The organism is Catellatospora bangladeshensis (assembly GCF_016862575.1).
GTDB classification, from domain to species: Bacteria; Actinomycetota; Actinomycetes; order Mycobacteriales; family Micromonosporaceae; genus Catellatospora; species Catellatospora bangladeshensis.
Genome location: NZ_BONF01000004.1, coordinates 166,207 through 191,290, shown reverse-complemented (window position 1 = coordinate 191,290; position 25,084 = coordinate 166,207). Strand labels below are relative to the sequence as shown.

The following is a 25,084-nucleotide window of genomic DNA, read 5'->3' as shown; positions in this document are numbered from 1 at the left end:
CCGTACGGTTTCGACCCTAGCTGAGCTGTGACGGACATCCCCGCCGGGGTCTTTGTTTCACCCCCGTGTCCCCTGTCACACGAGACCGCAACGATCCCACCCCTTCAAGATCACGTTGATCTTGCGCGAACTGTTGCCCTTTTGGGCGGTATGCGCGTGTCATACCCACAGTTCACGCAAGATCGACGCACTTGGGCGAGGCCCGGGGCCGGGGCCGGGCCGTCAGACCGTCAGCATTTCGGCGGTGACGGCGGCTTCGGTGTCGGGGATGTTGAGGTCGCGGGCGCGTTTGTCGGCTAGGGCGAGCAGGCGCCTTATGCGGCCGGCGATGGCGTCCTTGGTCAGTGGGGGGTCGGCGAGGGCGCCGAGCTCTTCCAGGGAGGCCTGGCGGTGTTCCAGGCGCAGGCGGCCGGCGCTGGTGAGGTGGCCGGGGGCGTCGTCGGCCAGGATCTCCAGGGCGCGGGTGACGCGGGCCGCGGCCGCGACCGCGGCGCGGGCGGAGCGGCGCAGGTTGGCGTCGTCGAAGTTGGCCAGGCGGTTGGCGGTGGCGCGGACCTCGCGGCGGACCCGGCGCTCCTCCCAGGCGAGCACGCTGGCGTGCGCGCCGATGCGGGTGAGCAGGGCGGCGATGGCGTCGCCGTCCTTGACCACGACGCGGTCGACGCCGCGGACCTCGCGGGCCTTGGCGGTGATGCCGAGGCGGCGGGCCGCGCCGACCAGCGCCAGCGCCGACTCGGGGCCGGGGCAGGTGATCTCCAGGGCGCAGGAGCGGCCGGGCTCGGTCAGCGAGCCGTGCGCCAGGAACGCGCCGCGCCAGGCGGCCACCGCGCAGCAGACGCTGGCGTTGACCACGTTCGGGGGAAGACCGCGCACCGGGCGGCCGCGTACGTCGAGCAGGCCGGTCTGCCGGGCCAGCGCCTCGCCGTCCTTGACGATGCGCACGATGTAGTGGCTGCCCTTACGCAGCCCGCCCGAGGCGAGGATGTGCACCTCGCTCGGGTAGCCGTACAGGTCGGCGATGGTGGTGCGCAGGCGCCGGGCCACCGCACCGGTGTCCAGCTCCGCCTCCACCACCACCCGGCCGGAGACGATGTGCAGCCCGCCGGCGAAGCGCAGCAGCGCCGCCATCTCCGCCCGCCGGCAGCACGGCTTGGGCACGTCGACCCGACTGAGCTCGTCTTTGACCGCAGCGGTCATCGCCATCGTGTCGTCACCTCGTGGGCCGGTCGCGGCTGTGATGCCTGGGTGTGTCGTGCCGTTTGTCGTACGTGCTAACGAGCGGTGCCCAAGAGTGGCACCAGTGCGCGGCCCAATCGGACCGGATCGTGTCGCGCGGTGCCGTCGGCGACGGCCACCGGCGCGATCGCGATACGGGCACCGAGTGATTCTGCCGCATTCGCGACCGGTTCGGGGTCTGGCACGGCATTCCTGTCGACCAGAACAATATCGACCTTGAGGTCCGGGAGGTAACGCCCGAGCGCGTCCAGGTGGTCCGGCAGGGACAGTCCCATCGTCTCCCGGTCCGCGGCGAGGTTGAGGGTGACCAGCCGGCGCGCCCCGCTGGCCGTGATCGCGTGCGCGAGCTGCGGCACCAGCAGGTGCGGGATGACGCTGGTGTACCAGCTGCCCGGCCCGAACACCAGCCAGTCCGCCTCGGCGATCGCGGTCAGCGCCTGCGGGCAGGCGTCCGGCTCCGGCGGCACCAGCCGCACCTGCACCACCCGGCCGTGCGCCACGGCCACCTGGTGCTGGCCGCGTACCGTCACCAGCCGGCCGCCGACCTCGATGTCCGCCTCGATGCTCAGCGGACGGCAGGACATGGGCAGCACCCGGCCCACCGCGCGCAGCATCGCCGCGACGTGGTCCAGGGCCGCGACCGGGTCCCCGAGCTGCTCCATCAGGCCGCACAGCACCACGTTGCCGACCGGGTGACCGGCCAGCTCGTCGGCGCCGCCGAAGCGGTACTGGAGCAGCCGCGCGCTGCGGTCGCTCACCTCGTCGGGACCGGCCAGCGCGGCCAGCGCCTGACGCAGGTCACCCGGAGGGAGTACATCGCGGCCGGCCCGGATGCGGCCGCTGGAGCCGCCGTCGTCGGCCACGGTGACCACCGCGGTGATGTCCAGCGGCAGCCCCGTGGCGCGCAGCGCGCGCAGGCTCGCGCTGAGCCCGTGCCCCCCGCCGAAAGCCACCACCCGGATCCGGTCGCCGCCCCCGTGCGGCGTGGTTCCCAAGCTCATTCGCGTCCCAGGTCGCGGTGCTGAGCGTGCGCCACCACCCGCAGCTCACGCAGGCGGCGGGCCAGCTCCTCGGAGATGGCCACGCTGCGGTGCTTGCCGCCGGTGCAGCCGACGGCGACGGTCAGGTAGCGCTTGCCCTCGCGCTCGAATCCGGGTGCGGTCGCGGTGACCAGCCGGGCGTACGTCTCCACGAAGGTGTTAGCGCCGCGCTGGCCGAGGACGTAACGGCTGACCGCCTCCTCCCGGCCGGTGTGCTCGCGCAGCTCGGGCACCCAGTACGGGTTGGGCAGGAACCGGGCGTCCAGCACGAAGTCGGCGTCCGGGGGCAGGCCGTACTTGAAACCGAAGCTGAGCACGGTGACCCGCAGCCGCAGCGCCTCCGGGCTGGCGAACAGCTCCTCCACCCGGGCACGCAGCTGGTTCACGTTCAGGTGCGAGGTGTCGATCAGGACGTCGGCCTGCTCGCGCGCCTCGGCCAGCAGGGCGCGCTCGGCGGCGATGCCGTCGGACAGCCGTCCGTCGCCCTGCAGCGGGTGCGAGCGCCGCACGCTCTCGAACCGGCGGATCAGCACCTCGTCGTCGGCGTCGACGAACACCACGCGCGGCGAGAAGCCCTTCTCGCGCAGGTCGCGGATGGCCCCGGCGAGGTCGGTGGAGAACACCCGGCTGCGCACGTCCAGCACCATCGCGGTGTGCCGGGCCGCGCCGCCCGCCTTCGCGGCCAGCTCGGCGAGCTGCACCAGCAGCGCCTGCGGCAGGTTGTCCACCACGTAGTAGCCGACGTTCTCCAGGGCGCGGGCCACCGTGCTGCGGCCCCCGCCGGAGACGCCGGTCACCACGACCAGGTCGGTGGCCGGCCGCTCGCCGGACTCGTCCGCGGCGGCCCGTTCCTGGCCGGGCGTGCCCAGCCGGGCCGTCGTATCCACGCTCACGTGTGCCCCCACTGCTGATGGTCACCGCCCATCCGGGCGGCCCGCCGGTCCCGACGGCCCATCCAAGCCGTGCGAGCGGGCGAGCAGGTTGCCGCGGGATGCAGGCAACGGAAAACCATCCTAGCCAGGGGTGCCGGGATCCTCCGCCGCAGCGGGCGCCGCGTCGTCGCGCAGCCCCGGCTGAGTGGGTACGGCAGCCGGAAGCGCACCGCCGGCAGCGGGCTCGGCCTCGGGCTGCGCGACAGCCTCGGGCTGCGGCAGCACGCCGAGCGCCACCAGCACCGCCTGCGCGGTGCGCGGGCCGATGCCGGGGACCTCGGCGATCTCCTCCACGCTGGCGGCGGACAGCCGCTTGAGCGAGCCGAAGTGCCGCAGCAGCGCCTTGCGCCGGATCTCCCCCAGGCCGGGCACGGTGTCCAGGTCCGAGGCGGTCATCCGGGCGGAGCGGCGTTCGCGGTGGAAGCGGATGGCGAAGCGGTGCGCCTCGTCGCGCACCCGCTGCAGCAGGTAGAGGCCCTCGGCGGTGCGGGCCAGGATGACCGGCATCGGGTCGTCCGGCAGCCACACCTCCTCCAGCCGCTTGGCCAGGCCGCACACCGCGACGTCGGTCACCCCCAGCTCGGTGAGCACCGCCGCGGCCGCGTTGACCTGCGGCGCGCCCCCGTCGACGACGACGAGCTGCGGCGGGTACGCGAACCGTTTGGCCCGCCCCGCCGGGGCCGCCTCCGCCTCCGGGTCGATCGGGCCCTCGGCCAGGTAGCGCGCGAAGCGCCGCCGCATCACCTCGCTGATCGCCGAGACGTCGTCGGTCGCGCCCTTGATGATGAAGCGCCGGTAGTCGGACTTCTTCGGCACGCCGTCCTCGAAGACGACCATGCTGGACACCACGTCGGTGCCCTGGATCTGGGAGATGTCGAAGCACTCGATGCGCAGCGGCGCGCTGCCCAGCCCGAGCGCGTCCTCGATCTCCTCCAGCGCCCTGCTGCGCGCGGTCAGGTCACCGGCCCGGCGCAGCTTGTGCTGCGCCAGCGACTGCCCGGCGTTGCGCGCGACGGTCTCCAGCAGCGCCTTCTTGTCGCCGCGCTGCGGCACCCGGATCGCCACCCGCGAGCCGCGGTGCTGGGACAGCCAGTCGGCCAGCGCGTCGGCGTCGGCGGGCAGCTCGGGCACGAGCAGCTCGCGGGGCACGTCGGACTCGCCGGACTCACCGCCGTAGATCTGGGTGCAGAAGTGGTGCACCAGGTCGCCGACGGTGAGGTCCTCGGTCTTGTCGACCACCCAGCCGCGCTGGCCGCGCACCCGCCCGTCGCGTACGTGGAACACCTGCACCGCGGCCTCGAGCTGGTCGTCGGCGAAGGCGACCACGTCGGCGTCGGTGCCGTCGGACAGCACGATGGACTGCTTCTCCATGGCCCGGCGCAGCGCGATCAGGTCGTCGCGCAGCCGGGCGGCCCGCTCGAACTCCAGCGCCGCCGACGCCTCGTGCATCTGCTTCTCCAGGCGGCGCTGCATGTGGTCGGTGCGCCCGGCCATGAAGTCGCAGAAGTCGTCGACGATGCCCCGGTGCTCGGCCGCGCTGACCCGGCCCACGCACGGCGCGGAGCACTTGCCGATGTCGCCGAGCAGGCAGGGGCGGCCGATCTGCCCGGCCCGCTTGAACACCCCGGCCGAGCAGGTGCGCGCCGGGAAGATGCGCAGCAGCAGGTCGAGCGTCTCCCGGATGGCCCAGGCGTGCGAGTAGGGCCCGAAGTAGCGCACGCCCTTGCGCTTGGCGCCGCGCATCACCAGCAGCCGCGGATACTCCTCGTCGAGGGTGACCGCGAGGTACGGGTACGACTTGTCGTCGCGGTACTTCACGTTGAAGCGGGGGTCGTACTCCTTGATCCAGGAGTACTCCAGCTGGAGCGCCTCGACCTCGGTGCCGACGACGACCCAGTCGACGCCCGCGGCGGTGGTCACCATCTGCTGGGTGCGCTGGTGCAGCGTCCAGACGTCGGCGAAGTAGGAGTTGAGCCGGCTGCGCAGGCTCTTGGCCTTGCCGACGTAGATGATCCGCCCCTGCTCGTCACGGAACCGGTACACACCCGGCGCGTCGGGAATCGTGCCCGGCGCGGGCCGGTACTGGGACGGATCAGCCACGTTCGTCAGCCTATCGGGGCCCTCCGACGATCAGGCGAGGCGGATCTCACCGTTCTCGACCTTGATCGCCTTCTCCTCCAGCGGGCGCGGGGCGGGCGGGCTCAGCACCGCGCCGTCGGCGATGGCGAACTCGCTGAAGTGGCACTGGCACTTGATCTTGCCGCTCTCCACCGAGCTGACCGGGCACTGCATGTGCGTGCAGATGTTGCTGAAGCCCTTGAACTGGCCCTCGGTGGGCTGCGTGACGACGACGCCCTCCTCCTTGAAGATCACGCCGCCGCCGACCGGGATGTCCGCGGTCTTGGCCAGCACCGCGCCACCGCCCGCGCCGGCCGGCGTCGCACCGGTCGAGGCGCCCGCGCCGGGGGCGGCGTTGGACGGCGTCGCGGTCGGGCTCTCGGAACCGCAGGCCGCGAGCAGGGCACCGGCGCCCACGGCACCGGCGGTGGTCAGCAGGACCCGGCGCGAGGTGGCGCCGGGGGTCACGTCACTCATGGGGAGGGCCTCCTAGGTGAGGAATCTTCCCGATCAACCTAGCGGCCCGCTCTGAGATTTAGCTGCGAGTTCAACTAATTTCTCGTCCGATCGGCCCCGAAGATCATCCGTCTTGCCAGGCACCTGGGCGTATCTTGACCGCTCTTTCGCCCATGTGCCGGGCAAGTCGGACGATCATGCGGTCGTCAGACGGCCGCCTTGGCGCGGGCCTTGCGGGCGCGGGGCGGGGTGGCGGGAGCGGGAGCGGGGTGGGCGGCGAGCATCGGCTTGAGGAACTGGCCGGTGTGGCTCTCGTCCACCGCGGCGAGCTGCTCCGGGGTGCCGGTGGCGACCACGGAGCCGCCCTTGTGGCCGCCCTCGGGGCCCATGTCGATCAGGTGGTCCGCCGACTTGATCACGTCGAGGTTGTGCTCGATCACGATCACGGTGTTGCCCTTGTCGACCAGGCCCTGCAGCACCAGCAGCAGCTTGCGGATGTCCTCGAAGTGCAGGCCGGTGGTCGGCTCGTCGAGCACGTACACCGTCCGGCCGGTGGAGCGCTTCTGCAGCTCGGAGGCGAGCTTCACGCGCTGCGCCTCGCCGCCGGACAGGGTCGGCGCGCTCTGGCCCAGCCGCACGTAGCCCAGGCCGACGTCGACCAGCGTCTTGAGGTGCCGGTGGATCGCGGGGATCGGCTCGAAGAACGCCGCCCCCTCCTCGATCGGCATCTCCAGCACCTCGGCGATGGTCTTGCCCTTGTAGTGCACCTCCAGGGTCTCCCGGTTGTACCGGGCGCCCTTGCACACCTCGCACGGCACGTACACGTCGGGCAGGAAGTTCATCTCGATCTTGATGGTGCCGTCGCCCGCGCAGTTCTCGCAGCGGCCGCCCTTGACGTTGAAGGAGAACCGGCCCGGCCCGTAGCCGCGCACCTTCGCCTCCGTGGTCTCGGCGAACAGCTTGCGGATGTTGTCGAACACGCCGGTGTAGGTGGCCGGGTTCGACCGCGGCGTACGCCCGATCGGCGACTGGTCCACGCCCACGACCTTGTCGACGTGCTCCAGGCCGGTGACGCGGGTGTGCCGCCCCGGCACCATGCGCGCCCCGTTGATCTGGTTCGCCAGCACGGTGTAGAGGATGTCGTTGACCAGCGTCGACTTGCCCGAGCCGGACACGCCGGTGACCGCGATGAACTGGCCCAGCGGGAACGCCACCGACACGTTGCGCAGGTTGTGCTCGCGCGCACCGACCACGGTCAGCTCTCGGCCGGGCGTGGCCGGGCGCCGCTGCGCCGGGGTCGCGATCTGCTTGCGGCCGGACAGGTACGCCCCCGTCACCGACTCCTCGTTGACCAGCAGCTTGTCGTACGGCCCGCTGTGCACGATGGCGCCGCCGTGCTCGCCCGCGCCGGGGCCGATGTCCACCACCCAGTCGGCGGTGCGGATGGTGTCCTCGTCGTGCTCGACGACGATGAGCGTGTTGCCCAGGTCGCGCAGCCGGACCAGGGTCTCGATGAGCCGGTGGTTGTCCCGCTGGTGCAGGCCGATCGACGGCTCGTCCAGCACGTACAGCACGCCGACCAGGCCGGAGCCGATCTGGGTGGCCAGCCGGATGCGCTGCGCCTCGCCGCCGGACAGCGAGCCCGACGGCCGGTTCAGCGACAGGTAGTCCAGGCCGACGTCGACCAGGAAGCGCAGCCGGGCGTTGATCTCCTTGAGCACCCGCTCGGCGATGAAGCGCTGCCGGTCGTCCAGCTCCAGCCCGGCCAGCACGACCGCGGCCTCGCCCACCGACAGCGCGCACAGCTCGGCGATGTTGCGCCCGTCCAACGTGACGGCCAGCACCTCGGGCTTGAGCCGGGTGCCCGAGCAGACCGAGCACGGCACCTCGCGCATGTAGCCCTCGTACTTGTCGCGCGACCACTCGCTCTCGGTGTCGGCGTGCCGGCGCTCCAGCCACGGGATCACGCCCTCGAAACCGGAGTAGTACGAGCGCTCGCGGCCGTACTTGTTCCGGTAGCGCACGTGCACCTGGTTCTCCGCGCCGTGCAGGATCAGCTTCTGCGCCCGCGCGGTCAGCGCCCGCCACGGGGTGTCCAGGTCGAAGCCGTTCTCCTCGCCCAGCGCCTCCAGCAGGCGGCCGAAGTACTCCATCGTCTGGCCGCCGGCCCAGGGGGAGATCGCGCCCTGGCCCAGGCTCTTCTCCGGGTCGGGGATGACCAGCTCCGGGTCGACCTCCTTCTTCGTGCCCAAGCCGGTGCACTCCGGGCACGCGCCGTAGGGCGAGTTGAAGGAGAAGACCCGCGGCTCCAGGTCCTCGATGCCCAGCGGGTGCTCGTTCGGGCAGGCGAGGTTCTCGGAGAACTTGCGCTCGCGGTGCTCGTCGTCCTCGGGCAGGTCGACGAAGTCCATGATCACAATGCCGCCGGCCAGGCCGAGCGCGGTCTCCACCGAGTCGGTGAGGCGCTGCTTGCTGCTCGCCTTGACGGCGAGGCGGTCGACGACCACCTCGATGGTGTGCTTCTGCTGCTTGGCCAGCTTCGGCACCTCGTTCAGCGGGTAGACCACCCCGTCGACCCGGGCGCGGGCGAAGCCCTTGCTCTGCAGGTCGGAGAAGAGGTCGAGATACTCCCCCTTGCGGCCGCGGATGACCGGGGCGAGCACCTGGAAGCGGGTGCCCTCCTCCATCGCGAGCACCCGGTCCACGATCTGCTGCGGGCTCTGCCGGCTGATCAGGTGACCGCAGACCGGGCAGTGCGGCTGGCCCACCCGGGCGAAGAGGAGCCGCAGGTAGTCGTACACCTCGGTGATGGTGCCCACGGTCGAGCGCGGGTTGCGCGAGGTGGACTTCTGGTCGATCGACACCGCCGGGCTCAGGCCCTCGATGAAGTCGACGTCCGGCTTGTCCATCTGCCCGAGGAACTGCCGGGCGTACGACGACAGCGACTCGACGTACCTGCGCTGCCCCTCCGCGAAGATCGTGTCGAACGCGAGGCTCGACTTGCCCGAGCCGCTCAGCCCGGTGAACACGATCATCGCGTCCCGGGGCAGGTCAAGGCTGACGTCGCGCAGGTTGTGCTCGCGCGCCCCACGGATGATCAGTCGGTCGCTCACAGCAACTCTCCCCACACGGTTTCAGCGATGTTCGTCAGGCGTCCACGCGGCAGCGCCCCAGGGTCTCAGCCCAGGCTCCGTCCCAGCTCAGCAGCCGTCGGCAGGGCAGCACAACACCCCTGCTCCACGCGCAGTCGCATGCCTGCGCAACTCTAGCCCCGCCCCCCGACATTCCTGCTTCGCGCCACGAACATACGTGCTAACACGGCGTTTCGCCGCCACAACGTGACCCCCGCCGCACCCCATCCCCCGCCGATCTTGCGCGAACTGTTAGGGATTTGCCCGTTTCGGGCGTGTCGCACCCACAGTTCACGCAAGATCGCCGCACTAGACGGGGGGTCAGCGGGGTCAGCGGGGGCGGCGGGTGGGGCGGGTGGCGCGGGTGCGGGCGCGGCGGGATTCGAAGGCGAGTTCGCGCTGGAGTTTGCGCCAGCTTTCCCAGCGGCGGGTGGGGAGGGTGCCGGAGTCGAGGGCGTCGCGGATGGCGCAGCCGGGTTCGGTGGCGTGGGCGCAGTCGGGGAAGCGGCATCGGGCGATCAGGGCGACTATGTCGGCGAAGGTGCGGTCCAGGCCGGTCTCGCCGTCGAGGAGGCCGACGCCGCGGATGCCGGGGGTGTCCAGGACGGCGCCGCCGCCGGGCACGGGGATCAGCGCGCGGTAGGTGGTGGTGTGGCGGCCCTTGCCGTCGACCCGGCGTTTGGCCTGGGTCGTCATCACGGTCGTGCCGACCAGGGCGTTGACGAGGGTGGACTTGCCCGCGCCGGAGGCGCCGATCAGGCCCAGGGTGCGGCCGGGTGCGCAGAGGGCGCGCAGGGTGTCCAGGCCGGTGCCGCGTTCGGCGCTCACGGCGACGGCGGGGACGCCGGGAGCCAGCTCGGCCAGGTCCGCGATGAGCGCGTCGGGGTCGGCGACGAGGTCGGCCTTGGTCATGACCAGCAGCGGCCGGGCGCCGGACTCCCAGGCCAGGGAGAGCAGGCGCTCGATGGTGCCGGGCTCGGGCATGGGGTCGGGTGAGGCGATCACCGCGGCGGTGTCGACGTTGGCGGCCAGCACCTGGCCGGTGGCGTCCTTGTCGGCGGTGCGGCGCACGATCGCGCTGCGCCGCGGCAGCACCGCCTCGATGGTGGTGCGCTGGTCGGGCCAGTGCCGCAGCGCCACCCAGTCGCCCGCGCAGGGCAGGGCCACCGGGTCGGCGGCGGCCGCGATCATGGCCGGGCCGCCGAGGCTCGCCCGGTGGGTGCCGGCGTCGGTCAGCACGGTGCAGACGCCCCGGTCGGCGCGCACCACCCGGCCCGGTGCGTGGTCGGGCCGGTCGAAGAGGGGGTATGCGGAAGCGAAGTGGTCGTCCCAGCCGAGGGACGACAGGGAGACGGTCATCTCATTCCTTGTCGTGCAGACGCGAGTGGCGGAAGGGTCACGCCATCCGGGAGGACGGCGTGCTGGATACCTCGACAGACATGGGCGCCACCTCCTCGGAAGTTCATCGCGCGGGACCGCCCCGCTGCTACCGGTCACGGTACGCGCCGCGCCCCGGCGCGGGCCACGGCATTTCCGGCCGCGGGCGTCACTCGCCGGGCGGGGCGTCCACGGCGGTGGAGCGGCCGGCCACGGCCAGCGAGTGGAAGGCGTAGCGGTAGTCGGCGCAGCCCGGCAGGTGGCACAGGCGGCAGCCGGCCTCGGGCGCGGCTGGATCAGGCAGGTGGTCGCGCAGCATGCGGCGGTATCCCATCGCCTGCGCGTCGGTGATGCGTCCAGTGTGCACGTCGCCTCCCGGCACGGACCCGGCTCTCCTTCCACCTTGCACGTGCGAGATTCAACTTGCAAGGAGGCACCCGGGGAATTCCGCCCGTTCGGCGTGACCCCTTGCCTGATCAGCTGCCCGAGCAGCAGACTTGGCGACGCGTCTGTCGGCAGAGGAGGGTCATTGGCCACGTCGGGCACCTCGCTACGCCGCCGCCGCATCGGCGTGGCCCTGCGGGAGCTGCGAGAAGCCGCCGGCCTGACCCACCAGCAGGTCGGCCCCGCGCTCGACTGCTCGCCGTCGAAGATCAGCCGGATCGAGAACGGCGAGGTCGGCGTGCGCCGCGGCGACCTGCTGGTGCTGCTGGACCTCTACGGTCTCGACGACGCCGGGCAGCGGGAGGAGCTGCTGGAACTGGCTCGGGAGTCGAAGCGGCGCGGCGGCTGGTGGCTGAAGTACGGCGAGGTCTCCAGCCCGTACCTCAAGCTCATCCAGCTGGAGTCGGAGGCGGACTCCATCCGCGGCGCCGAGCTGTCGTTCGTGCCGGGGCTGCTGCAGACCGAGGACTACGCCCGCGCCGTCATCCGGGCGACGCGGCCGCACGACTCCGCCGACGAGGTCGAGCGGCGCGTGCAGATCCGGCTGACCCGGCAGGAGCTGCTCAAACAGGACCAGCCGCCGGAGTTCTGGACGGTGCTCGACGAGGCGGTGCTGCACCGCATCGTGGGCAGCCCCGCCGTCATGGCCGAGCAGCTGCGGGCGCTGGCCGCGGCCAACGAGCTGCCGCACATCACGGTCCAGATCCTTCCGTTCGCCCACGGGGGGCACGAGGCGATGACGGGGGCGTTCCGGATCCTGCGTTTCCCCGACCGCAGGGATCCGGACACCGTCTACTTCGAGGGTTTCGCCGGGGACCTGTACCTGGACGATTCGACCGAAATAGCCCGTTGTAGCCTGGTTTTCGACCATCTTTGCGCGGCGGCCCTCAGCCCCCGGCTGTCCAGCGTCCGGATGCTGGACGTGGCGCGAAGTCTCACGGGGTGACCCGAAACCACGAGGAGTTGTTCAGTGCACCATGTCGATCTCACGGGCGCGGTATGGCGGAAGAGCAGCCGCAGCGGCGGCAACGGCGACTGCGTCGAGACGACCGTGTTGACCGGATCCGTCGCGGTACGCGACTCGAAGGACCCCACCGGGCCCGTGCTGCTGTTCAGCAAGGCCGACTGGGGTTCCTTCCTGGCGGGCACGAAGGCGGGCGAGTTCGACCGCTGACCGCGGACCGGCCTCCTACCAGCCCTCGGGCCGGTAGGAGCCGAACGTCCACTGGTTGCCCTCCGAGTCGGCGGCGGTGTAGCTGCTGCCGCCGTACTCCTCTTTCTTCGGCGGGTAGACGATCTCCGCCCCGTTGGCCATGGCCCGGTCGTGGTGCGCCTGCACGTCGTCCACGATCACGTAGAGCCAGGCCGGGCCGCCCGCGAACGGCATCCGCCCGTCCCCGCCGTCCGTGGTGGAGCTGACCATGACCATGCCGGTGCCGTGGGTCAGCTCGGCGTGCGCCACCGTGCCCTCCGCCCCGGGGACCACCAGCAGCTCCCGGAACCCGAACGCGTCCCGCAGGAACCGGATCGCCGTGGCGGCGTCCCGGTAGCGCAGGGTGGGGATGACCGTTGCACCAGACATGTCGACCTCCCTCCGCGACGCTACCCCGATCCACACCCCCACCAGGCCCTTCCCGGCCAGGACCGGTCAGCCCGCCGTATCGAGGCGGCGCAGGTCGTAGCGGCGGATCAGGTCGACCAGGCGGTCGGCGTAGCGCGCGCCGCCGGCGTACCCGGCGGCCTGGAGGTCGCGGACGAACCGCTCGGGGTCGGCGGCGTGGGTGAGGGCCGTGGCGTTTCGCGGCTCCGCCGCCAGCACGCGGGCCTGGTCGGCGAAGGAGTCGGCGGGGCTGCGATAGGCGCGCAGCGCGGTGGCGCCGTACTCGCGGCAGCCCAGCGCGCCGGGCTTGGCGGCGGGGACGCAGAGCGCGCCGAAGAGGTTGTGGTCGCGCCGGGCGGGCTCGGCCCGGCCCCAGTCCGATGCGTACACCGCCTGGGCGACCAGCACGGACGCGGGCACCCCGTGGGCGCGCGCGGCGGCACGGGCCGGGCCCTCGGCCTCCGCCACGAACTCGCGCGAGCTGGCCGGCGGCGTGCGCGACGGCTCCTGCCCGCACCACGGCAGCCAGGGCCGCTGCGGCGCCCAGCGCACGTACGCCTCGGCGACGTAGCGACCGCCCGCCACCCGCAGCCAGGTGCCCGAGCCCCCGACCGCCTGGCCCGCGGCCTGGCAGCGCACGGCCAGCACGCTGCCGTCGTCGACGGTGCCGAGGCGGCCGGCGGCCGTGCCGGGCTCGCGGCGCAGGTTGAGCACCGAACCGCCCGCCGCCACCCGGGCGGTGACCGCGTCCACGGGGGCGGTGCCGCACCAGGGCACCTCGGGCCGCGCGGCGGGCCAGTCCAGGAAGGCGTCGGACAGGTAGCGGCCGGCCCCGACCCGCATCCAGTACGCGGTGCGCCGTTTCGTGCCGGTCACCCGCTCGCCCCACACCTTGCAGCGCACGGCCACCCGGCTGTCGTCGCCGAGCGCGGCCATGGCGCGCCGGTCGGTGGTCGGGCCGGAGCGGACGTGCACCACGCCGCCGTCGGTGTCGACCCGGATCCCCGCGGTGCCGGTGACCGGGTCCACCCCCGTCGTGCGGGCGCGGTCCGGCTGCGGGACGGCGCGGGGCTGCCCCACCGCCACCGCCACCGCGGGCAGCGCGGCGAGCAGCAGCAGGGGCATGATCAGGACGGTGCCCAGCACCGTACGCGGGCTAGCCGACATACCACTGATAACGGATTCAAGGCGGGAAAGACACCCATACCACCGGGTGACACCCGCCACGCGGGCCACCCCGACCGCTATTTTCGATCACGCCTGCCGGACAATGGATGAATGCTTACCCGCCCCGATCTCCGTAACGTCGCGATCGTCGCCCACGTCGACCACGGCAAGACCACGCTCGTCGATGCCATGCTGAAGCAGGCCGGCGCCTTCCACGCGCGCGCCGAGGTCGCCGACCGGGTCATGGACTCCGGCGACCTGGAGCGGGAGAAGGGCATCACGATCCTCGCCAAGAACACCGCCGTCAAGTACGTCGGCGAGAACGGCGACCAGGTCACCATCAACATCATCGACACGCCCGGCCACGCCGACTTCGGCGGCGAGGTGGAGCGCGGCCTGACCATGGTCGACGGCGTGGTGCTGCTGGTCGACGCCTCCGAGGGCCCGCTGCCGCAGACCCGCTTCGTGCTGCGCAAGGCGCTCAAGGCCAAGATGCCGATCATCCTGGTCATCAACAAGGTGGACCGGCCCGACGCGCGGATCAAGGAGGTCGTGGACGACACCTACGAGCTCTTCCTCGACCTCGACGCCGACGAGTCCCAGATCGACTTCCCGATCGTGTACGCGTGCGCCCGTGACGGCATCGCCTCGCTGACCCAGCCCGAGGACGGCAAGATCCCGGCCGACAGCGACTCGCTGCAGCCGCTGTTCCAGACCCTGCTCGACACCATCCCGGCGCCCACCTTCACCGAGGGCGCGCCGCTGCAGGCGCACGTCACCAACCTCGACGCCTCGCCGTTCCTGGGCCGCCTCGCGCTGTGCCGGGTGCGCCAGGGCACGATCCGCAAGGGCCAGACCGTCACCTGGTGCAAGACCGACGGCACCCAGCAGTCGGTGCGCATCTCCGAGCTGCTGATGACCGAGGCGCTGGAGCGCAAGCCGGCCGACGAGGCCGGCCCCGGCGACATCATCGCCGTCGCCGGCATCGGCGACATCATGATCGGCGAGACGCTGGCCGACGCGGAGAACCCGATCCCGCTGCCGCTGATCACCGTCGACGAGCCCGCGATCTCGATGACCATCGGCACCAACACCTCGCCGCTGGTCGGCCGGGTCAAGGGCGCCAAGGTCACCGCGCGCATGGTCAAGGACCGGCTCGACAAGGAGCTGGTCGGCAACGTGTCGCTGCGGGTGCTGCCCACCGAGCGCCCCGACGCCTGGGAGGTGCAGGGCCGTGGCGAGCTGGCGCTGGCCATCCTCGTCGAGCAGATGCGCCGCGAGCAGTACGAGCTGACCGTCGGCAAGCCGCAGGTGGTCACCAAGGACATCGACGGCAAGCTGTGCGAGCCGGTCGAGCGCCTCACCATCGACGCCCCCGAGGAGTACCTCGGCGCCATCACCCAGCTGCTGGCCACCCGCAAGGGCCGGATGGAGCAGATGGTCAACCACGGCACCGGCTGGATCCGGATGGAGTGGCTGGTCCCGGCGCGCGGCCTGATCGGCTTCCGGACCGAGTTCCTCACCGACACCCGGGGCACCGGCATCCTCCACCACGTGTTCGAGAAGTACGAGCCGTGGTTCGGCGAGCTGCGCACCCGCAACAACGGCTCGCTGGTGGCCGACCGGACCGGCCCGGTCACCGCGTTCGCGATGACCAACCTGCAGGAGCGCGGCACCCTGTTCGTCGAGCCCGGCACCGAGGTGTACGAGGGCATGATCGTCGGGGAGAACTCCCGCTCCGACGACATGGACGTCAACATCACCAAGGAGAAGAAGCTCACCAACATGCGGGCGTCCACCTCGGACGAGACCGAGAAGCTGATCCCGCCGCGCAAGCTGTCCCTGGAGCAGGCGCTGGAGTTCTGCCGCGAGGACGAGTGCGTCGAGGTCACCCCGGCCGCGGTGCGCATCCGCAAGGTCGTCCTCGACCAGACCCAGCGCGGCCGCATGGCGGCCCGCCGCAAGCACGCCTGACAGCTCCTCCCAGCCCCACCGGCCCCCGCGCTGCCCCGCAGCCCGGGGGCCGGCCCCTATCCCGGGTTGATCATGAACTTATGGACGTGTTCACCGGCGCGTCCCTACCCCGCCACCGTGATCAACCGGATCGTCGGAGTTCGATCACGGTGGCGGGGTGGTGACACGCCGTCCAGCACGTCCATAAGTTCATGATCAACCAAGGAGGGTGGTGGGTGTTGCGCGCGGGCTACCGGTGGGTATGCTGCGCGGACCCCTCACCCCTCGGGAGATCGACTATGCGCGCGGACCGGCTTGTGCTGGGCCTCTTCGGTGTGGCCTCGGCCCTGAACGTCATCGCCGCCGGCGTGGAGAGCAGGCCGCTGGACTGGGCGACCAAGCCGCTGCTGCTGCCGTTGCTGGCGCTGTGGTTCTACCTGTACCACCGCTCGCGCGGCCTGGTCCCGACCACCGGCATCCTGGCCGCGCTGCTGTTCTCCTGGGCCGGTGACGTGGCGCTGCAGTTCGAGGGAACGACCGCGTTCATCATCGGTATGGCGCTGTTCGGCACGGCGCACGTCTGTTACGTGACCACGTTCGTGCGCCACGGCGCGCTGTCGCGGCTGCGGGCGTGGCCGATGCTGCTGGTGCCGATCGGCTACGCGGTCTTCCTGGTCGGCGCGCTGAGCTGGCTGTGGCCGGCGCTGTCGGAGGCGGGCCTGGCGCTGCCGATGGCCGTGTACGGCACGCTGCTGTCGTCGACCGCGGCGCTGGCAGCGGCCTTTGGCTGGCGCACCGCGCTCGGCGGGGCGCTGTTCCTGATCTCGGATCTGCTGATCGCGGTACGGGTCGCCGACGCGTTCACCATCCCCGGCCCTCAGATCTGGGTCATGCTCACCTACGTCCTGGCCCAGTTCCTGCTGGCCACCGGCTGGGTCGCCCGCCGCGCGCGGTGACTCCGCACTGATCGGGGCTCCCGCCGTGCCGTTCGCGCGGCCCGGCGGGAGTCTCGGTCATGCGGATGGTCAGGCGCCGATGCAGTAGATCTCGTCGACGTGGCGGCCGCCGGAGCGGTACTCGGTGTACTCCTCGACGTAGCCGACGGCCTCGGCGGGGCACTGATCCTTGTCGTCGACGACGCTGAGCACCACACCCTCGTTGCGCTGGGAGCAGTCGACGAACTCCACGTCGTCCGTGCCCTGCGAGACGACGCACTGCCCGATCTTGTTCGCCGGGTCGGCCAGGATCGCCACCGTCGTCACGAACGCCACCAGCAGAATCGGGACCAGCATCGTCGCGCGCAGGAACACCGGGCGGCCCGGGTTCCAGGGCGCGGTCGACGAGCCGTCTAGCGCGGGGACCGGCTCGCCCAGCTTGCGCAGCTTCAGGCGGCCCACCAGGTTGTAGAGCAGCACGAACGGCGTGATCAGGAACGAGCCGTAGCCCCACCAGCCCTGCGCGACCGTGCGGCTGGTCATGGTGCGGAACACGGCCAGGCCGCAGGTGCGGCACCACACGCCGCGCTCCTTGAGGAACTGCATCACCACGATCATGCCGCGGTGCCCACGGAAGGTCATCTGCCGAGCCGGGCTGCACCCGCACTGCTCACAGCGGTGCGTGGTGTCGGGCGCCGGGGCCGACAGGTGAGAAGGGATCAACTCAGTCACGGCGCGGCACTCTACGGCCTCCCAGCGCGCGCCGCTGCCCCGTTTTCAGTAACCTGCAGGCGTGATCACGCTGCAGAGCCTGGCTCCCGAACTCGACGCCTTCCCCGGCACCGCCTCCGTCTGGTGCGGCCCGCTCGACGGGCCGGCGCGATACGCCCGGGAGGCCGGGGCGCTGCACTATGCCGCGAGCACGATGAAGGTCGGCGTGATGGCCGCCGCCTGGCGCGCCGCCGAGGCCGGCCGGCTGGACCTGGACGCCGAGATCGCCGTGCACAACGAGCACGTGTCGGCCGCGCCCGGCGGCGGGGGGTACGCCAACGACCCGGCGTACGACAGCGATCCGCAGGTGTGGGACCGGCTGGGCGGCAAGGCCCCGCTGCGCTGGCTGATCACGCGGATGATCGTGCGCTCCTCCAACCTGGCCACCAACCTGGTGCTCGCCGCGCTCGGCCCCAACGAGCAGGCGTTCGCCCAGGTCAACGATGTGTGGCGGCTCGCCGGGGCGACCCGCGCGCACACCGACCGCGGCATCGAGGACTACCCGGCGCGCGACGGCGGGATCAGCAACGAGGTCACCGCCGCCGACCTGGCCGCGCTGTTCGGCGCGCTGCACGGCGGCCGGCTCGCCTCGCCCGCCGGGTCGGCCGCGATGCTGGACATCCTGTCCGCCCAGGAGTGCCGCGACGACCTGCACCGCGGCCTGCCCGAGGGCACCCGGGTGGCGCTGAAGAACGGCTGGGTGACCGGCGAGCGGCACAGCAGCGCGCTGATCTACCCGGCGGACGCGCCGCCGTACCTGCTGGCGGTCTGCACCACCGGTGACGTCCCGGACGGTGAGGCGTGCGCGCTGCTGGGCCGGATCGCCGCGGCGAGCTGGGCGCAGCGCGGCGCGAGCTGACGGGCCGCCCCGGAACGGGGCTTCTGCGGTACCGGTTTCGCACGTAGGGTCGGTGGCGTGTCGATCACCGAAGTCCGCACCCACCGCGTCTCCGCGCCCCTGCACACCCCGTTCGTGACGGCGCTGCGCCGGGCCACCGCCGTCGAGACGCTGCTGGTCGAGATCGTCGACGCCGACGGGCGCTCCGGCTTCGGCGAGGCGCCGCAGGTGTGGGCGGTGACCGGGGCCAGCATCGCGGGCTCGCAGGCGTGCGTCGCGGAGATGATGGCGCCGCTGCTGATCGGCCGCGACCCGGACGACCTGGCCGCGCGCTGCCGCGAGGTGGCCCGCGCGGTGGTCGGCAACGAGGCCGCCAAGATGGCGGTGGACGTGGCACTGCACGACCTGGCCGCGCGCCGCCTGGGCATTCCCCTGGCACGCCTGCTCGGCGGCACGAGCCTGACCGTGCCCACCGACGTGACCCTGTCCGCGGGTGAGGCGGGCGCGCTGGCCGTCACCGCCAAGCAGCGGATCGCCGGGGGCTTCACGGTGCTGAAGCTCAAGGTGGGCACGGATGCCGCGGGCGACCTGAACCGCATCCGCGCCGTATGCGAGGCCCTCGACCCCGGCGTCACCCTGCGCTTGGACGCCAACCAGGGCTGGACGCCGCGCGACGCGGTGCGCATCCTGGACCGCATCGCCGCCCTGGAGCTGCCGGTCGAGCTGGTCGAGCAGCCGGTCGCCCGGCACGACCTGGACGGGCTGGCCTGGGTCAGTGCCCGCAGCGCGCTGCCGATCATGGCCGACGAGTCGGTGTTCGGCCTGCGCGACCTGGTCGAGGTGATCCGCCGCCGCGCGGCCGATCTGGTCAACGTGAAGCTGGCCAAGTGCGGCGGGCTCAGCACCGCGCGCACCCTGCTGGAGCTGGCCGCCGCGCACGGGCTGGGCACCTGCGTCGGCTCCATGATGGAGGGCCCCGTCGGCATCGGCGCCGCGGCGAGCCTGGTCGCGGCGCACCCGACCACCATCGTCAGCGACCTCGACGCGGCCTGGTGGCTGGCCGAGCCGCCGGTGTCTGGCGGATGCCGCTACGAGGGTGCGACTGTGGTACTACCCGACGCCCCCGGACTGGGCGTGTCGATCCCGCAACGGAGCGCAGCCGACTGAAGCGAGGTACCCCGCATGAAGATCGCGACGGTGACCGCCCCGGTGGCGACCCTGTGGTCGCGCCCTGACGCACCCCGGCCCGGCGTGGACGCGGCCGTGCTCGGGCCGCACAGCGACCCGCGCTCCTGGGTCGCCGGGCTGGACGACGAGGGCCGGATGTACCACGGCGTGCTGACCCAGCTGCTGCACGGCGAGCAGGTGCTGGTCGAGGAGGTGCGCGGCGGCTGGGCCCGGGTGGTGGCCACCGCGCAGCCCGCCGCGAAGCTGGACCCGCGCGGCTACCCCGGCTGGCTGCCGCTGGACCAGCTCAGCGTGCGCGAGAGCGGGGACGGCGCGGCGGGCGCCGTGGACCGGGCGGCGGCGCTGGCCGCGGCGCGGGCCTGGCTCGGGGTCACCTACGTGTGGGGCGGGCTGACGCCGTACGGCATCGACTGCTCGGGGCTGGTGCACCTGGCCTTCCGCCAGCTTGGCGTCACCGTGCCGCGCGATGCGAGCGACCAGCGTCTCGCCGTGCCCGAGCTGCCCCTCGGCAGCGAGCAGCCGGGCGACCTGTACTTCTTCGCCGACGCGCGCGGCGATATCGACCATGTGGGCTTCGTGGCTGCCGCCCCACGGGACGGCACCCGCTTCGTGCTGCACGCTTGCAGCGTCAACGGCCGGGTGATCCTGGAGGAGATGCCACCGGCCCGCACCGCCGCGCTGGCGGGTGCGGGCCGGGTGGGCGGCTGACCGTCAGCCGACCGGGGTCGGCGTCTTCTCCGCGTCGTTCTTCGCCTCGCGGGACGACTTGATCAGGCTGGCGATGGTGGCCACCGCCAGGATGCCGATGATCACGCTGAGCGAGACGCCGATGCTGATGTGCGGCACGGCGGTGATCGGCTGGCCGTCGTTGATGAACGGCACGTTGTTGCCCGCCAGGGCCTCCATGATCAGCTTGACGCCGATGAAGCCGAGCACCGCGGCCAGGCCCAGCGACAGATACACCAGCCGGTCCAGCAGGCCGCCCAGCAGGAAGTAGAGCTGGCGCAGGCCCATCAGGGCGAACACGTTGGCGGTGAAGACCAGGAACGGCTCCTTGGTGAGGCCGAAGATGGCCGGGATGGAGTCGAGCGCGAAGATCAGGTCGGTGGTGCCGATCGCGATCATCACGATGAGCATCGGCGTGAAGATCCGCTTGCCGGCCTGCACCGTGGTCATCTTCGCGCCGTCGTACTCCTTGCTGATCGGCAGCACCCGGCGGCTCCACCGGATGAGCGCGTTCTCCTTGAAGTCCGACTCGTCGCTCTCACCGTGCTTGGTCAGCGTCCACGCCGTGTAGATCAGGAACACGCCGAAGATGTAGAACACCCAGACGAACCGCGACACCAGCGCGGCGCCCGCCGCGATGAACGCACCGCGCATGACCAGCGCCAGCACGATGCCGATGAGCAGCACCTTCTGCTGGTAGATGCGGGGCACCGCGAACCTGCTCATGATGATCACAAAGACGAACAGGTTGTCCACGGAGAGGCTGTACTCGGTCACCCAGCCGGCGAAGAACTCCTGCCCGTACTGCGTACCGTGGCTGTAGAAGATCCACGCACCGAACGCGCAGGCCAGTGCCACATAGAAGACCACCCAACCGGTGGCCTCCTTCATCGAAGGCTCATGCGGCCGACGCCCGATGATCAACAAGTCGAAGGTCAGCAGCGCCAGCAACCCGATGAGGGTGGCGGCCCATTCCCAAGTGGACACGTTCATATGAACAGACCTCCGGTCGGCATGATTCTTGCCCCGGAGGTCTCTCCTGCCACCGGTGCAACACCGATGACCGACGGTGCCGGGATCACACCAGGCCTGTGCTGGCCGGGGGGAGCCGTGCTGACGACACCGTCGTGAGGGATACTCCCCTCCCGCGTCTCTCTATTGTTTACCACGCCGCGCGCACTGCCCAGCCAGGGTCGCCCGCATGGACGAGCCACCGGGTCAGCCGGGGCGTCCGCGCAGGTCAGCCAAGTGGTGCGGCGAGGCCCCAGCCCGCGCTCAACAGCCTGTCGCACGCCTCCACCGCCATCCGCAGCCGGGCCCCGTGTGATCCGTTCAACTCCACGACCGGCACTCCGGACGCGGCCAGCACCTCGCGGAACCGGCCGGTCATCCACTCCCGCAGGTGCTCACCGTCGCGGAGGCCGTCGTCGTCGAACGGCACCCCGGCAGGCGAGGTCAGCAGGTACAGATCGGGATGCCGGGCGGCAGCCCGGACCTCCGGTGACGAACTGCCCAGGTAGCGCTCCTCCCAAACCTGGGTGGCCAGCGCGTCGGTGTCGCAGACCAGCAGCGGTGAGCCGGCCCGCGCCGCGGCGTCCTCGGCGGCGGACTGCTCCCGGGCCACCTCGGTGAAGTCGGCCCGGTCCCAGGTGACGCCGAACACGGTCGCGCCCGGATCGGCGGCGCGCAGCGCGGCCAGCTTGCGCTCGGTCAGCTCCCGGCCGTACTCGGGGACCCAACGGGTGTCCGCCCACGCCCCGCCCCGGGCCGCGTAATGCCCGGCCAGCGCCGCCGCCATGGTCGTGGTCCCCGTCGACTCCGCCCCGAGCACCACCACGCGCCGGGTGAACCAGGCCCGCACCGGCGCGGACAGCAGCCCCCAGTGCGCCACCGGGTCGGCCCGCACGGCCGTGCCCGAGACCGGGTACGCCAGCCGCGGCGCGTCCACCTCCACGTGCACCGCGTTGAACCGCCTGGCCAGCTCGTCGCCGTACTTCTCGGAGCTGAACACCGCGTCCACCGGGTCGGGGCCGACCGCCTCGCGGAACACGGCGCAGTGCGCGTCCCACACGGCCGGGTCGCCGTAGTCGATCCGGGTGTCGTCGTAGCGCCCCGCGAACCGCACCCACGGGGTGTCCGCGTGCTCCTCGCGCAGCCACGCCAGCCGCGTCTCCAGCGGGATCGACTCCCCGCTCGACGGCGCCACCACGACCGTGACCCGGGCACAGGCCGCGGCGGCGGCGCGGATCAGGTGATGGTGCCCGGCGTGCGGCGGGTAGAACTTGCCCACCACCATGCCGTGCCGGTACGTCACGCCGGCACCGGCTCGGCCGCGCGCCCCCGCAGCGCGCGCTGCCAGGACAGCAGCCCCGCCACGCACAGGCCCAGGAACACCACGTACAGCGCGCCGGTCAGCCAGAGGCCCTTGTAGAGGTAGAGCGGGATGTAGATCAGGTCGGCCACGATCCAGATCCACCAGCTCTCCAGCTTCTTTCGGGTCTGCAGGTACGTCGCGGCCAGCGATAGCACCGTGGTCAGCGCGTCGGGCAGCGGCACCGTCGAGTCGGTGGCCCGGTCCAGCAGCAGCCACAGCGCGACCGTCGCCAGCATGCCCACCACGGCGAGCACGGTCCACTCGGCGCGCGTGGTGCGCGACACCTCCAGCCGGGCGCCGTCCGTGCCCCGACGCAGCCACTGCCACCAGCCCAGCAGGCCCAGCGCCACGTACACCAGCTGCAGGCTCGCGTCGGCGTACAGGCCGTAGGTCCAGAACACGACCAGCAGCAGGAGCACGTTGAGGATGCCGACCGCCCAGTTCGCCACGTTCTGGCGCACCAGCAGCCAGACGTTGAGCACGCCGGTCAGGAAGCCGAGCACCTCGGCCCAGGTCATCGGCGTGTCGCGGACGGTGAACGCGGTGCTGAGGAGCCAGTCGAGCATGGGCGCCACCCTAGGGCACCCGCACCACCCCGCCGTGGGCGTGCGAGGATCATCACCATGGTGCTCGAGGTTGCCCTGATCGACGTCCAGCCCGGCCAGGAGGACGCGTTCGCCTCGGCGTACGCGCAGGCCCGCCCGTGGCTCGCGGACACAGAAGGCTGCATCACCGTCCGGATGACCCGCGGCGTGGAGTCGCCGTCGCGGTTCGTGCTGTTGGTCGAGTGGGACTCGATCGAGGCGCACGAGAAGAACTTCCGCGCCACCGACCGGTTCGACCAGTGGCGCGGCATCATCGGCCCGTTCTTCGCGAAGCCGCCGGTCGTGGAGCACTTCACCGACGTACCGGCCAACGGCTGATCCTCCGCTCATGACCGACCGCGTGCTCACCGCGTCCGACGGCGTGCCCATCGACGCCCACCACGACGAGGGTGACCGCGCGCTGGCGATCGTGATCGCGCACGGCTTCACGGGCTCCTGGCGGCGCGAGTCGGTGCGCCGCGCCGCCGGCGTCCTGGGCCGGCACGGCGGCGTGATCAGCTTCGACTTCCGCGGGCACGGCCGCTCCGGCGGCCTGTCCACGGTCGGCGACCTGGAGATCCACGACGTCGAGGCGGCCGTGGCCTGGGCCCGTGAGCTGGGCTACCGCCGCATCGTCACGGTCGGCTTCTCCATGGGCGCCTCGATCGTGGTGCGGCATGCCGCCCTGATCCGGGGCGTCGACGCCGCCGTCGCGGTCAGCGGCCCGGCCCGCTGGTACTACCGGGGCACCCCGCCGATGCGCCGGGTGCACTGGGTGCTGGAGCGGCGGCTGGGCCGCCTGGTCGGCCGGGTCGCGCTGCGCACCCGTATCGCGCGCGGCGGCTGGGACCCGGTCCCGGAGCCGCCGTACGCCGTGGCCGGGCTCATCTCCCCCACGCCGCTGCTGGTGGTGCACGGGGACGCCGACGCGTACTTCCCGGTCGAGCACGCGCATCAGATCTTCGACAACGCCGCCGAGCCGAAGGAGCTGTGGCTGGAGCCCGGTTTCGGCCACGCCGAGAACGCCGCCTCCGCCGACCTGCTGGCCCGGATCGGCGGCTGGGCCGCCGCGCACGCCGCGAAGCGCTAGCCGACCGGGCTGCGGCGGCTCGCCCGTCCGGTTAGGTTGGTCGGCATGTACGGCGACGAACGCCTCACCCGTGCGAGCGAGCGCTACGAGACCGCCGTGTTCGGCGGCGACACCACGGCGACCACCGCGGCCCACGGCGACCTCGACAGCCTGGAGGCAGATCTCGCGCTGGCCCGCGGCCGCCTGCTGCACGCGGACTACCTGCATCAGCGCCAGGAAGACCCGGCCGAGCTGGCCTCGTTCGAGCGCGCCGCCGAGCTGTACCGGCGGCTCGGCGACGGGCGCGGCGAGGGCGAGGCGCTGTTCTGGCTCGGCTGCTTCCACCAGGTGGTGCGCGACGACGCGGCCGTCGCGGTGCCGCTGCTGGAGCGGGCATACCGGCTGGCGCGGGCCACTGGGGACGAGCTGACCATGTCGTACGCCGTGCGCCACCTCGGCTTCGCCGACCTGGAGGCGGGCGACCGCGAGGCGGGCCGGGCCAAGCTGGAGGAGTCCGCGCGGCTGCGCCGCGAGCTGGACTTCCAGCCCGGTCTCGCGGCGGCGCTGCTCGCGCTGGCGCAGCTGGCCTACGAGGACGACCGCGACGACGAGGGCGCCGCGCTGCTGGCCGAGGCGCGCGACGTGGCCGCCCGCAGCCGGGCCCACGGCGTGCTCGCCTGGATCGACGCGGCCCGCAGCCGGGCCTGACCGCCGCAGGTTTGTCGGCGCGGGCGCTGGTCCGTGCAGCGCCCGCGCCGGCGGTCCCGGTCGCGTCCCGGCCCTGCGGCCGGCCGCGCACCGGTCATCGAGTCGCCGCCAGCATGTTGACCAGCAGGCGTTCGCGGATGGCCGTGACGACCGCGGTGGACGTGGACCAGCCCGTCTCCACCGTGATCCGCCGCTCCTCGGCCAGCAGCGACCGCGCGGCCTGTTCGGCATCCGGCGACATGGCACCTCGGTGCCTGGTTTCGTGCATCGGACCTCCTCGGTGGTGCCGAGAGGCGAGGACACCGGCAGCGAAGCAGCCCGGAGAGCACTGTCGCGAACCGCCCCACTGTTCGTGGGCGTCGCGCCCGTTCCGCAAGGGGAGGCGGGCGGTCCCCATCGACCGCTCGTCGCGGAACCAGACGGCCCCTCCACCCTCC

Annotated in this window: 25 protein-coding genes; 10 read left to right on the top strand and 15 right to left on the bottom strand. The window is 72.2% G+C overall.

What is annotated here, in order from left to right:
* Positions 1–222: 222 nt before the first annotated feature.
* From whiA to Cba03nite_RS02600, 8 genes are all read right to left on the bottom strand, one after another.
* Positions 223–1,203 carry a DNA-binding protein WhiA gene (gene whiA / locus Cba03nite_RS02635; RefSeq protein ID WP_203741294.1) on the bottom strand — a complete coding sequence of 327 codons (981 nt, stop codon included), beginning with the start codon at positions 1,201–1,203 and terminating at the stop codon, positions 223–225.
* 68 nt (positions 1,204–1,271) lie between these two features.
* A complete protein-coding gene (locus Cba03nite_RS02630; RefSeq protein ID WP_203741286.1) occupies positions 1,272–2,237 on the bottom strand; it encodes a gluconeogenesis factor YvcK family protein in 966 nt (321 codons plus the stop codon).
* Complete coding sequence (gene rapZ / locus Cba03nite_RS02625; RefSeq protein ID WP_346110875.1) at positions 2,234–3,145, bottom strand: RNase adapter RapZ; 912 nt, start codon at positions 3,143–3,145, stop codon at positions 2,234–2,236. The genes Cba03nite_RS02630 and rapZ overlap by 4 nt, the downstream gene beginning before the upstream one ends.
* Before the next feature lie 144 nt (positions 3,146–3,289).
* The gene (uvrC, locus tag Cba03nite_RS02620) at positions 3,290–5,308 is read right to left on the bottom strand and encodes an excinuclease ABC subunit UvrC (RefSeq protein WP_203741279.1); all 2,019 of its coding nucleotides are present in this window, start codon (positions 5,306–5,308) and stop codon (positions 3,290–3,292) included.
* A 30-nt stretch (positions 5,309–5,338) separates the two neighbouring features.
* Entirely contained in the window at positions 5,339–5,803 is a 465-nt protein-coding gene (locus Cba03nite_RS02615; RefSeq protein ID WP_203741277.1) for a Rieske (2Fe-2S) protein, read from the bottom strand.
* Between the two features lie 185 nt (positions 5,804–5,988).
* On the bottom strand, positions 5,989–8,895 hold the full coding sequence (uvrA, locus tag Cba03nite_RS02610) for an excinuclease ABC subunit UvrA (RefSeq protein WP_308442742.1): 2,907 nt from the start codon (positions 8,893–8,895) through the stop codon (positions 5,989–5,991).
* A gap of 348 nt (positions 8,896–9,243) precedes the next feature.
* Complete coding sequence (gene rsgA / locus Cba03nite_RS02605) at positions 9,244–10,272, bottom strand: ribosome small subunit-dependent GTPase A (RefSeq protein ID WP_203741275.1); 1,029 nt, start codon at positions 10,270–10,272, stop codon at positions 9,244–9,246.
* 187 nt (positions 10,273–10,459) lie between these two features.
* Positions 10,460–10,657 (bottom strand): hypothetical protein, encoded by a 198-nt coding sequence (locus tag Cba03nite_RS02600; RefSeq protein ID WP_203741271.1) that lies wholly within the window; start codon positions 10,655–10,657, stop codon positions 10,460–10,462.
* A 162-nt stretch (positions 10,658–10,819) separates the two neighbouring features.
* Here Cba03nite_RS02600 and Cba03nite_RS02595 point away from each other — a divergent pair, with 162 nt between their 5' ends.
* Positions 10,820–11,680, top strand: a complete 861-nt coding sequence (locus tag Cba03nite_RS02595) for a helix-turn-helix domain-containing protein (RefSeq protein WP_203741269.1) — start codon at positions 10,820–10,822, stop codon at positions 11,678–11,680.
* A 24-nt stretch (positions 11,681–11,704) separates the two neighbouring features.
* Positions 11,705–11,908, top strand: coding sequence for a DUF397 domain-containing protein (locus Cba03nite_RS02590; protein WP_203741267.1), 204 nt, complete (start codon positions 11,705–11,707; stop codon positions 11,906–11,908).
* 15 nt (positions 11,909–11,923) lie between these two features.
* Here the strand turns inward: Cba03nite_RS02590 and Cba03nite_RS02585 are convergent, their stop codons facing one another.
* Complete coding sequence (locus Cba03nite_RS02585; RefSeq protein WP_203741259.1) at positions 11,924–12,316, bottom strand: VOC family protein; 393 nt, start codon at positions 12,314–12,316, stop codon at positions 11,924–11,926.
* A gap of 66 nt (positions 12,317–12,382) precedes the next feature.
* Positions 12,383–13,480: a sporangiospore maturation cell wall hydrolase GsmA gene (gsmA, locus tag Cba03nite_RS02580; protein ID WP_203741255.1), complete on the bottom strand. Its 1,098-nt coding sequence runs from the start codon at positions 13,478–13,480 to the stop codon at positions 12,383–12,385.
* Between the two features lie 132 nt (positions 13,481–13,612).
* Between gsmA and typA the strand changes: the two genes are divergently transcribed.
* Both typA and Cba03nite_RS02570 read left to right on the top strand, forming a co-directional pair.
* Positions 13,613–15,475, top strand: coding sequence for a translational GTPase TypA (gene typA, locus Cba03nite_RS02575; RefSeq protein WP_203741247.1), 1,863 nt, complete (start codon positions 13,613–13,615; stop codon positions 15,473–15,475).
* A gap of 278 nt (positions 15,476–15,753) precedes the next feature.
* Positions 15,754–16,410 carry a lysoplasmalogenase gene (locus Cba03nite_RS02570; RefSeq protein ID WP_203741239.1) on the top strand — a complete coding sequence of 219 codons (657 nt, stop codon included), beginning with the start codon at positions 15,754–15,756 and terminating at the stop codon, positions 16,408–16,410.
* A 69-nt stretch (positions 16,411–16,479) separates the two neighbouring features.
* Here Cba03nite_RS02570 and Cba03nite_RS02565 read toward each other — a convergent pair whose 3' ends face one another.
* A complete protein-coding gene (locus Cba03nite_RS02565; RefSeq protein WP_203741237.1) occupies positions 16,480–17,121 on the bottom strand; it encodes a hypothetical protein in 642 nt (213 codons plus the stop codon).
* Positions 17,122–17,185: 64 nt separating this feature from the next.
* On the opposite strand from Cba03nite_RS02565, the gene Cba03nite_RS02560 reads away from it, so the two are divergent.
* From Cba03nite_RS02560 to Cba03nite_RS02550, 3 genes are read left to right on the top strand one after another with little or no spacing between them, the layout of a single operon-like run.
* Positions 17,186–18,019 (top strand): serine hydrolase, encoded by an 834-nt coding sequence (locus Cba03nite_RS02560; RefSeq protein WP_203741411.1) that lies wholly within the window; start codon positions 17,186–17,188, stop codon positions 18,017–18,019.
* 57 nt (positions 18,020–18,076) lie between these two features.
* Positions 18,077–19,165, top strand: a complete 1,089-nt coding sequence (locus Cba03nite_RS02555; RefSeq protein ID WP_203741235.1) for a mandelate racemase/muconate lactonizing enzyme family protein — start codon at positions 18,077–18,079, stop codon at positions 19,163–19,165.
* Positions 19,166–19,180: 15 nt separating this feature from the next.
* On the top strand, positions 19,181–19,894 hold the full coding sequence (locus Cba03nite_RS02550) for a C40 family peptidase (protein WP_203741233.1): 714 nt from the start codon (positions 19,181–19,183) through the stop codon (positions 19,892–19,894).
* 3 nt (positions 19,895–19,897) lie between these two features.
* On the opposite strand, the gene Cba03nite_RS02545 is transcribed toward Cba03nite_RS02550, so the two are convergent.
* The 3 genes from Cba03nite_RS02545 to pnuC form a co-directional block, all read right to left on the bottom strand.
* Entirely contained in the window at positions 19,898–20,905 is a 1,008-nt protein-coding gene (locus Cba03nite_RS02545; RefSeq protein ID WP_203741231.1) for a TerC family protein, read from the bottom strand.
* A 247-nt stretch (positions 20,906–21,152) separates the two neighbouring features.
* On the bottom strand, positions 21,153–22,226 hold the full coding sequence (locus Cba03nite_RS02540) for an AAA family ATPase (protein WP_239125406.1): 1,074 nt from the start codon (positions 22,224–22,226) through the stop codon (positions 21,153–21,155).
* Positions 22,223–22,852: a nicotinamide riboside transporter PnuC gene (pnuC, locus tag Cba03nite_RS02535; RefSeq protein WP_203741229.1), complete on the bottom strand. Its 630-nt coding sequence runs from the start codon at positions 22,850–22,852 to the stop codon at positions 22,223–22,225. The genes Cba03nite_RS02540 and pnuC overlap by 4 nt, the downstream gene beginning before the upstream one ends.
* Before the next feature lie 57 nt (positions 22,853–22,909).
* On the opposite strand from pnuC, the gene Cba03nite_RS02530 reads away from it, so the two are divergent.
* Genes Cba03nite_RS02530 through Cba03nite_RS02520 form a run of 3 tightly spaced genes read left to right on the top strand, consistent with a single transcriptional unit; the run spans position 22,910 to position 24,647 of the window.
* The gene (locus tag Cba03nite_RS02530) at positions 22,910–23,209 is read left to right on the top strand and encodes an antibiotic biosynthesis monooxygenase family protein (RefSeq protein WP_203741228.1); all 300 of its coding nucleotides are present in this window, start codon (positions 22,910–22,912) and stop codon (positions 23,207–23,209) included.
* Positions 23,210–23,219: 10 nt separating this feature from the next.
* Positions 23,220–23,960, top strand: coding sequence for an alpha/beta hydrolase (locus Cba03nite_RS02525; protein ID WP_239125405.1), 741 nt, complete (start codon positions 23,220–23,222; stop codon positions 23,958–23,960).
* A gap of 45 nt (positions 23,961–24,005) precedes the next feature.
* Entirely contained in the window at positions 24,006–24,647 is a 642-nt protein-coding gene (locus Cba03nite_RS02520; RefSeq protein ID WP_203741227.1) for a hypothetical protein, read from the top strand.
* 94 nt (positions 24,648–24,741) lie between these two features.
* On the opposite strand, the gene Cba03nite_RS02515 is transcribed toward Cba03nite_RS02520, so the two are convergent.
* A complete protein-coding gene (locus Cba03nite_RS02515; protein WP_203741226.1) occupies positions 24,742–24,915 on the bottom strand; it encodes a hypothetical protein in 174 nt (57 codons plus the stop codon).
* Between the last annotated feature and the right edge of the window lie 169 nt (positions 24,916–25,084).

Excerpts from the sequence above, each read along its gene's own strand:
- whiA (WP_203741294.1), bottom strand. The coding sequence starts at position 1,203 with ATGGCGATGACCGCTGCGGTCAAAGACGAGCTCAGTCGGGTCGACGTG.
- Cba03nite_RS02630 (WP_203741286.1), bottom strand. The coding sequence starts at position 2,237 with ATGAGCTTGGGAACCACGCCGCACGGGGGCGGCGACCGGATCCGGGTG.
- Cba03nite_RS02615 (WP_203741277.1), bottom strand. The coding sequence starts at position 5,803 with ATGAGTGACGTGACCCCCGGCGCCACCTCGCGCCGGGTCCTGCTGACC.
- rsgA (WP_203741275.1), bottom strand. The coding sequence starts at position 10,272 with ATGACCGTCTCCCTGTCGTCCCTCGGCTGGGACGACCACTTCGCTTCC.
- Cba03nite_RS02585 (WP_203741259.1), bottom strand. The coding sequence starts at position 12,316 with ATGTCTGGTGCAACGGTCATCCCCACCCTGCGCTACCGGGACGCCGCC.
- typA (WP_203741247.1), top strand. The coding sequence starts at position 13,613 with ATGCTTACCCGCCCCGATCTCCGTAACGTCGCGATCGTCGCCCACGTC.
- Cba03nite_RS02570 (WP_203741239.1), top strand. The coding sequence starts at position 15,754 with ATGCGCGCGGACCGGCTTGTGCTGGGCCTCTTCGGTGTGGCCTCGGCC.
- Cba03nite_RS02550 (WP_203741233.1), top strand. The coding sequence starts at position 19,181 with ATGAAGATCGCGACGGTGACCGCCCCGGTGGCGACCCTGTGGTCGCGC.
- Cba03nite_RS02545 (WP_203741231.1), bottom strand. The coding sequence starts at position 20,905 with ATGAACGTGTCCACTTGGGAATGGGCCGCCACCCTCATCGGGTTGCTG.
- pnuC (WP_203741229.1), bottom strand. The coding sequence starts at position 22,852 with ATGCTCGACTGGCTCCTCAGCACCGCGTTCACCGTCCGCGACACGCCG.
- Cba03nite_RS02530 (WP_203741228.1), top strand. The coding sequence starts at position 22,910 with ATGGTGCTCGAGGTTGCCCTGATCGACGTCCAGCCCGGCCAGGAGGAC.
- Cba03nite_RS02525 (WP_239125405.1), top strand. The coding sequence starts at position 23,220 with ATGACCGACCGCGTGCTCACCGCGTCCGACGGCGTGCCCATCGACGCC.
- Cba03nite_RS02520 (WP_203741227.1), top strand. The coding sequence starts at position 24,006 with ATGTACGGCGACGAACGCCTCACCCGTGCGAGCGAGCGCTACGAGACC.
- Cba03nite_RS02515 (WP_203741226.1), bottom strand. The coding sequence starts at position 24,915 with ATGCACGAAACCAGGCACCGAGGTGCCATGTCGCCGGATGCCGAACAG.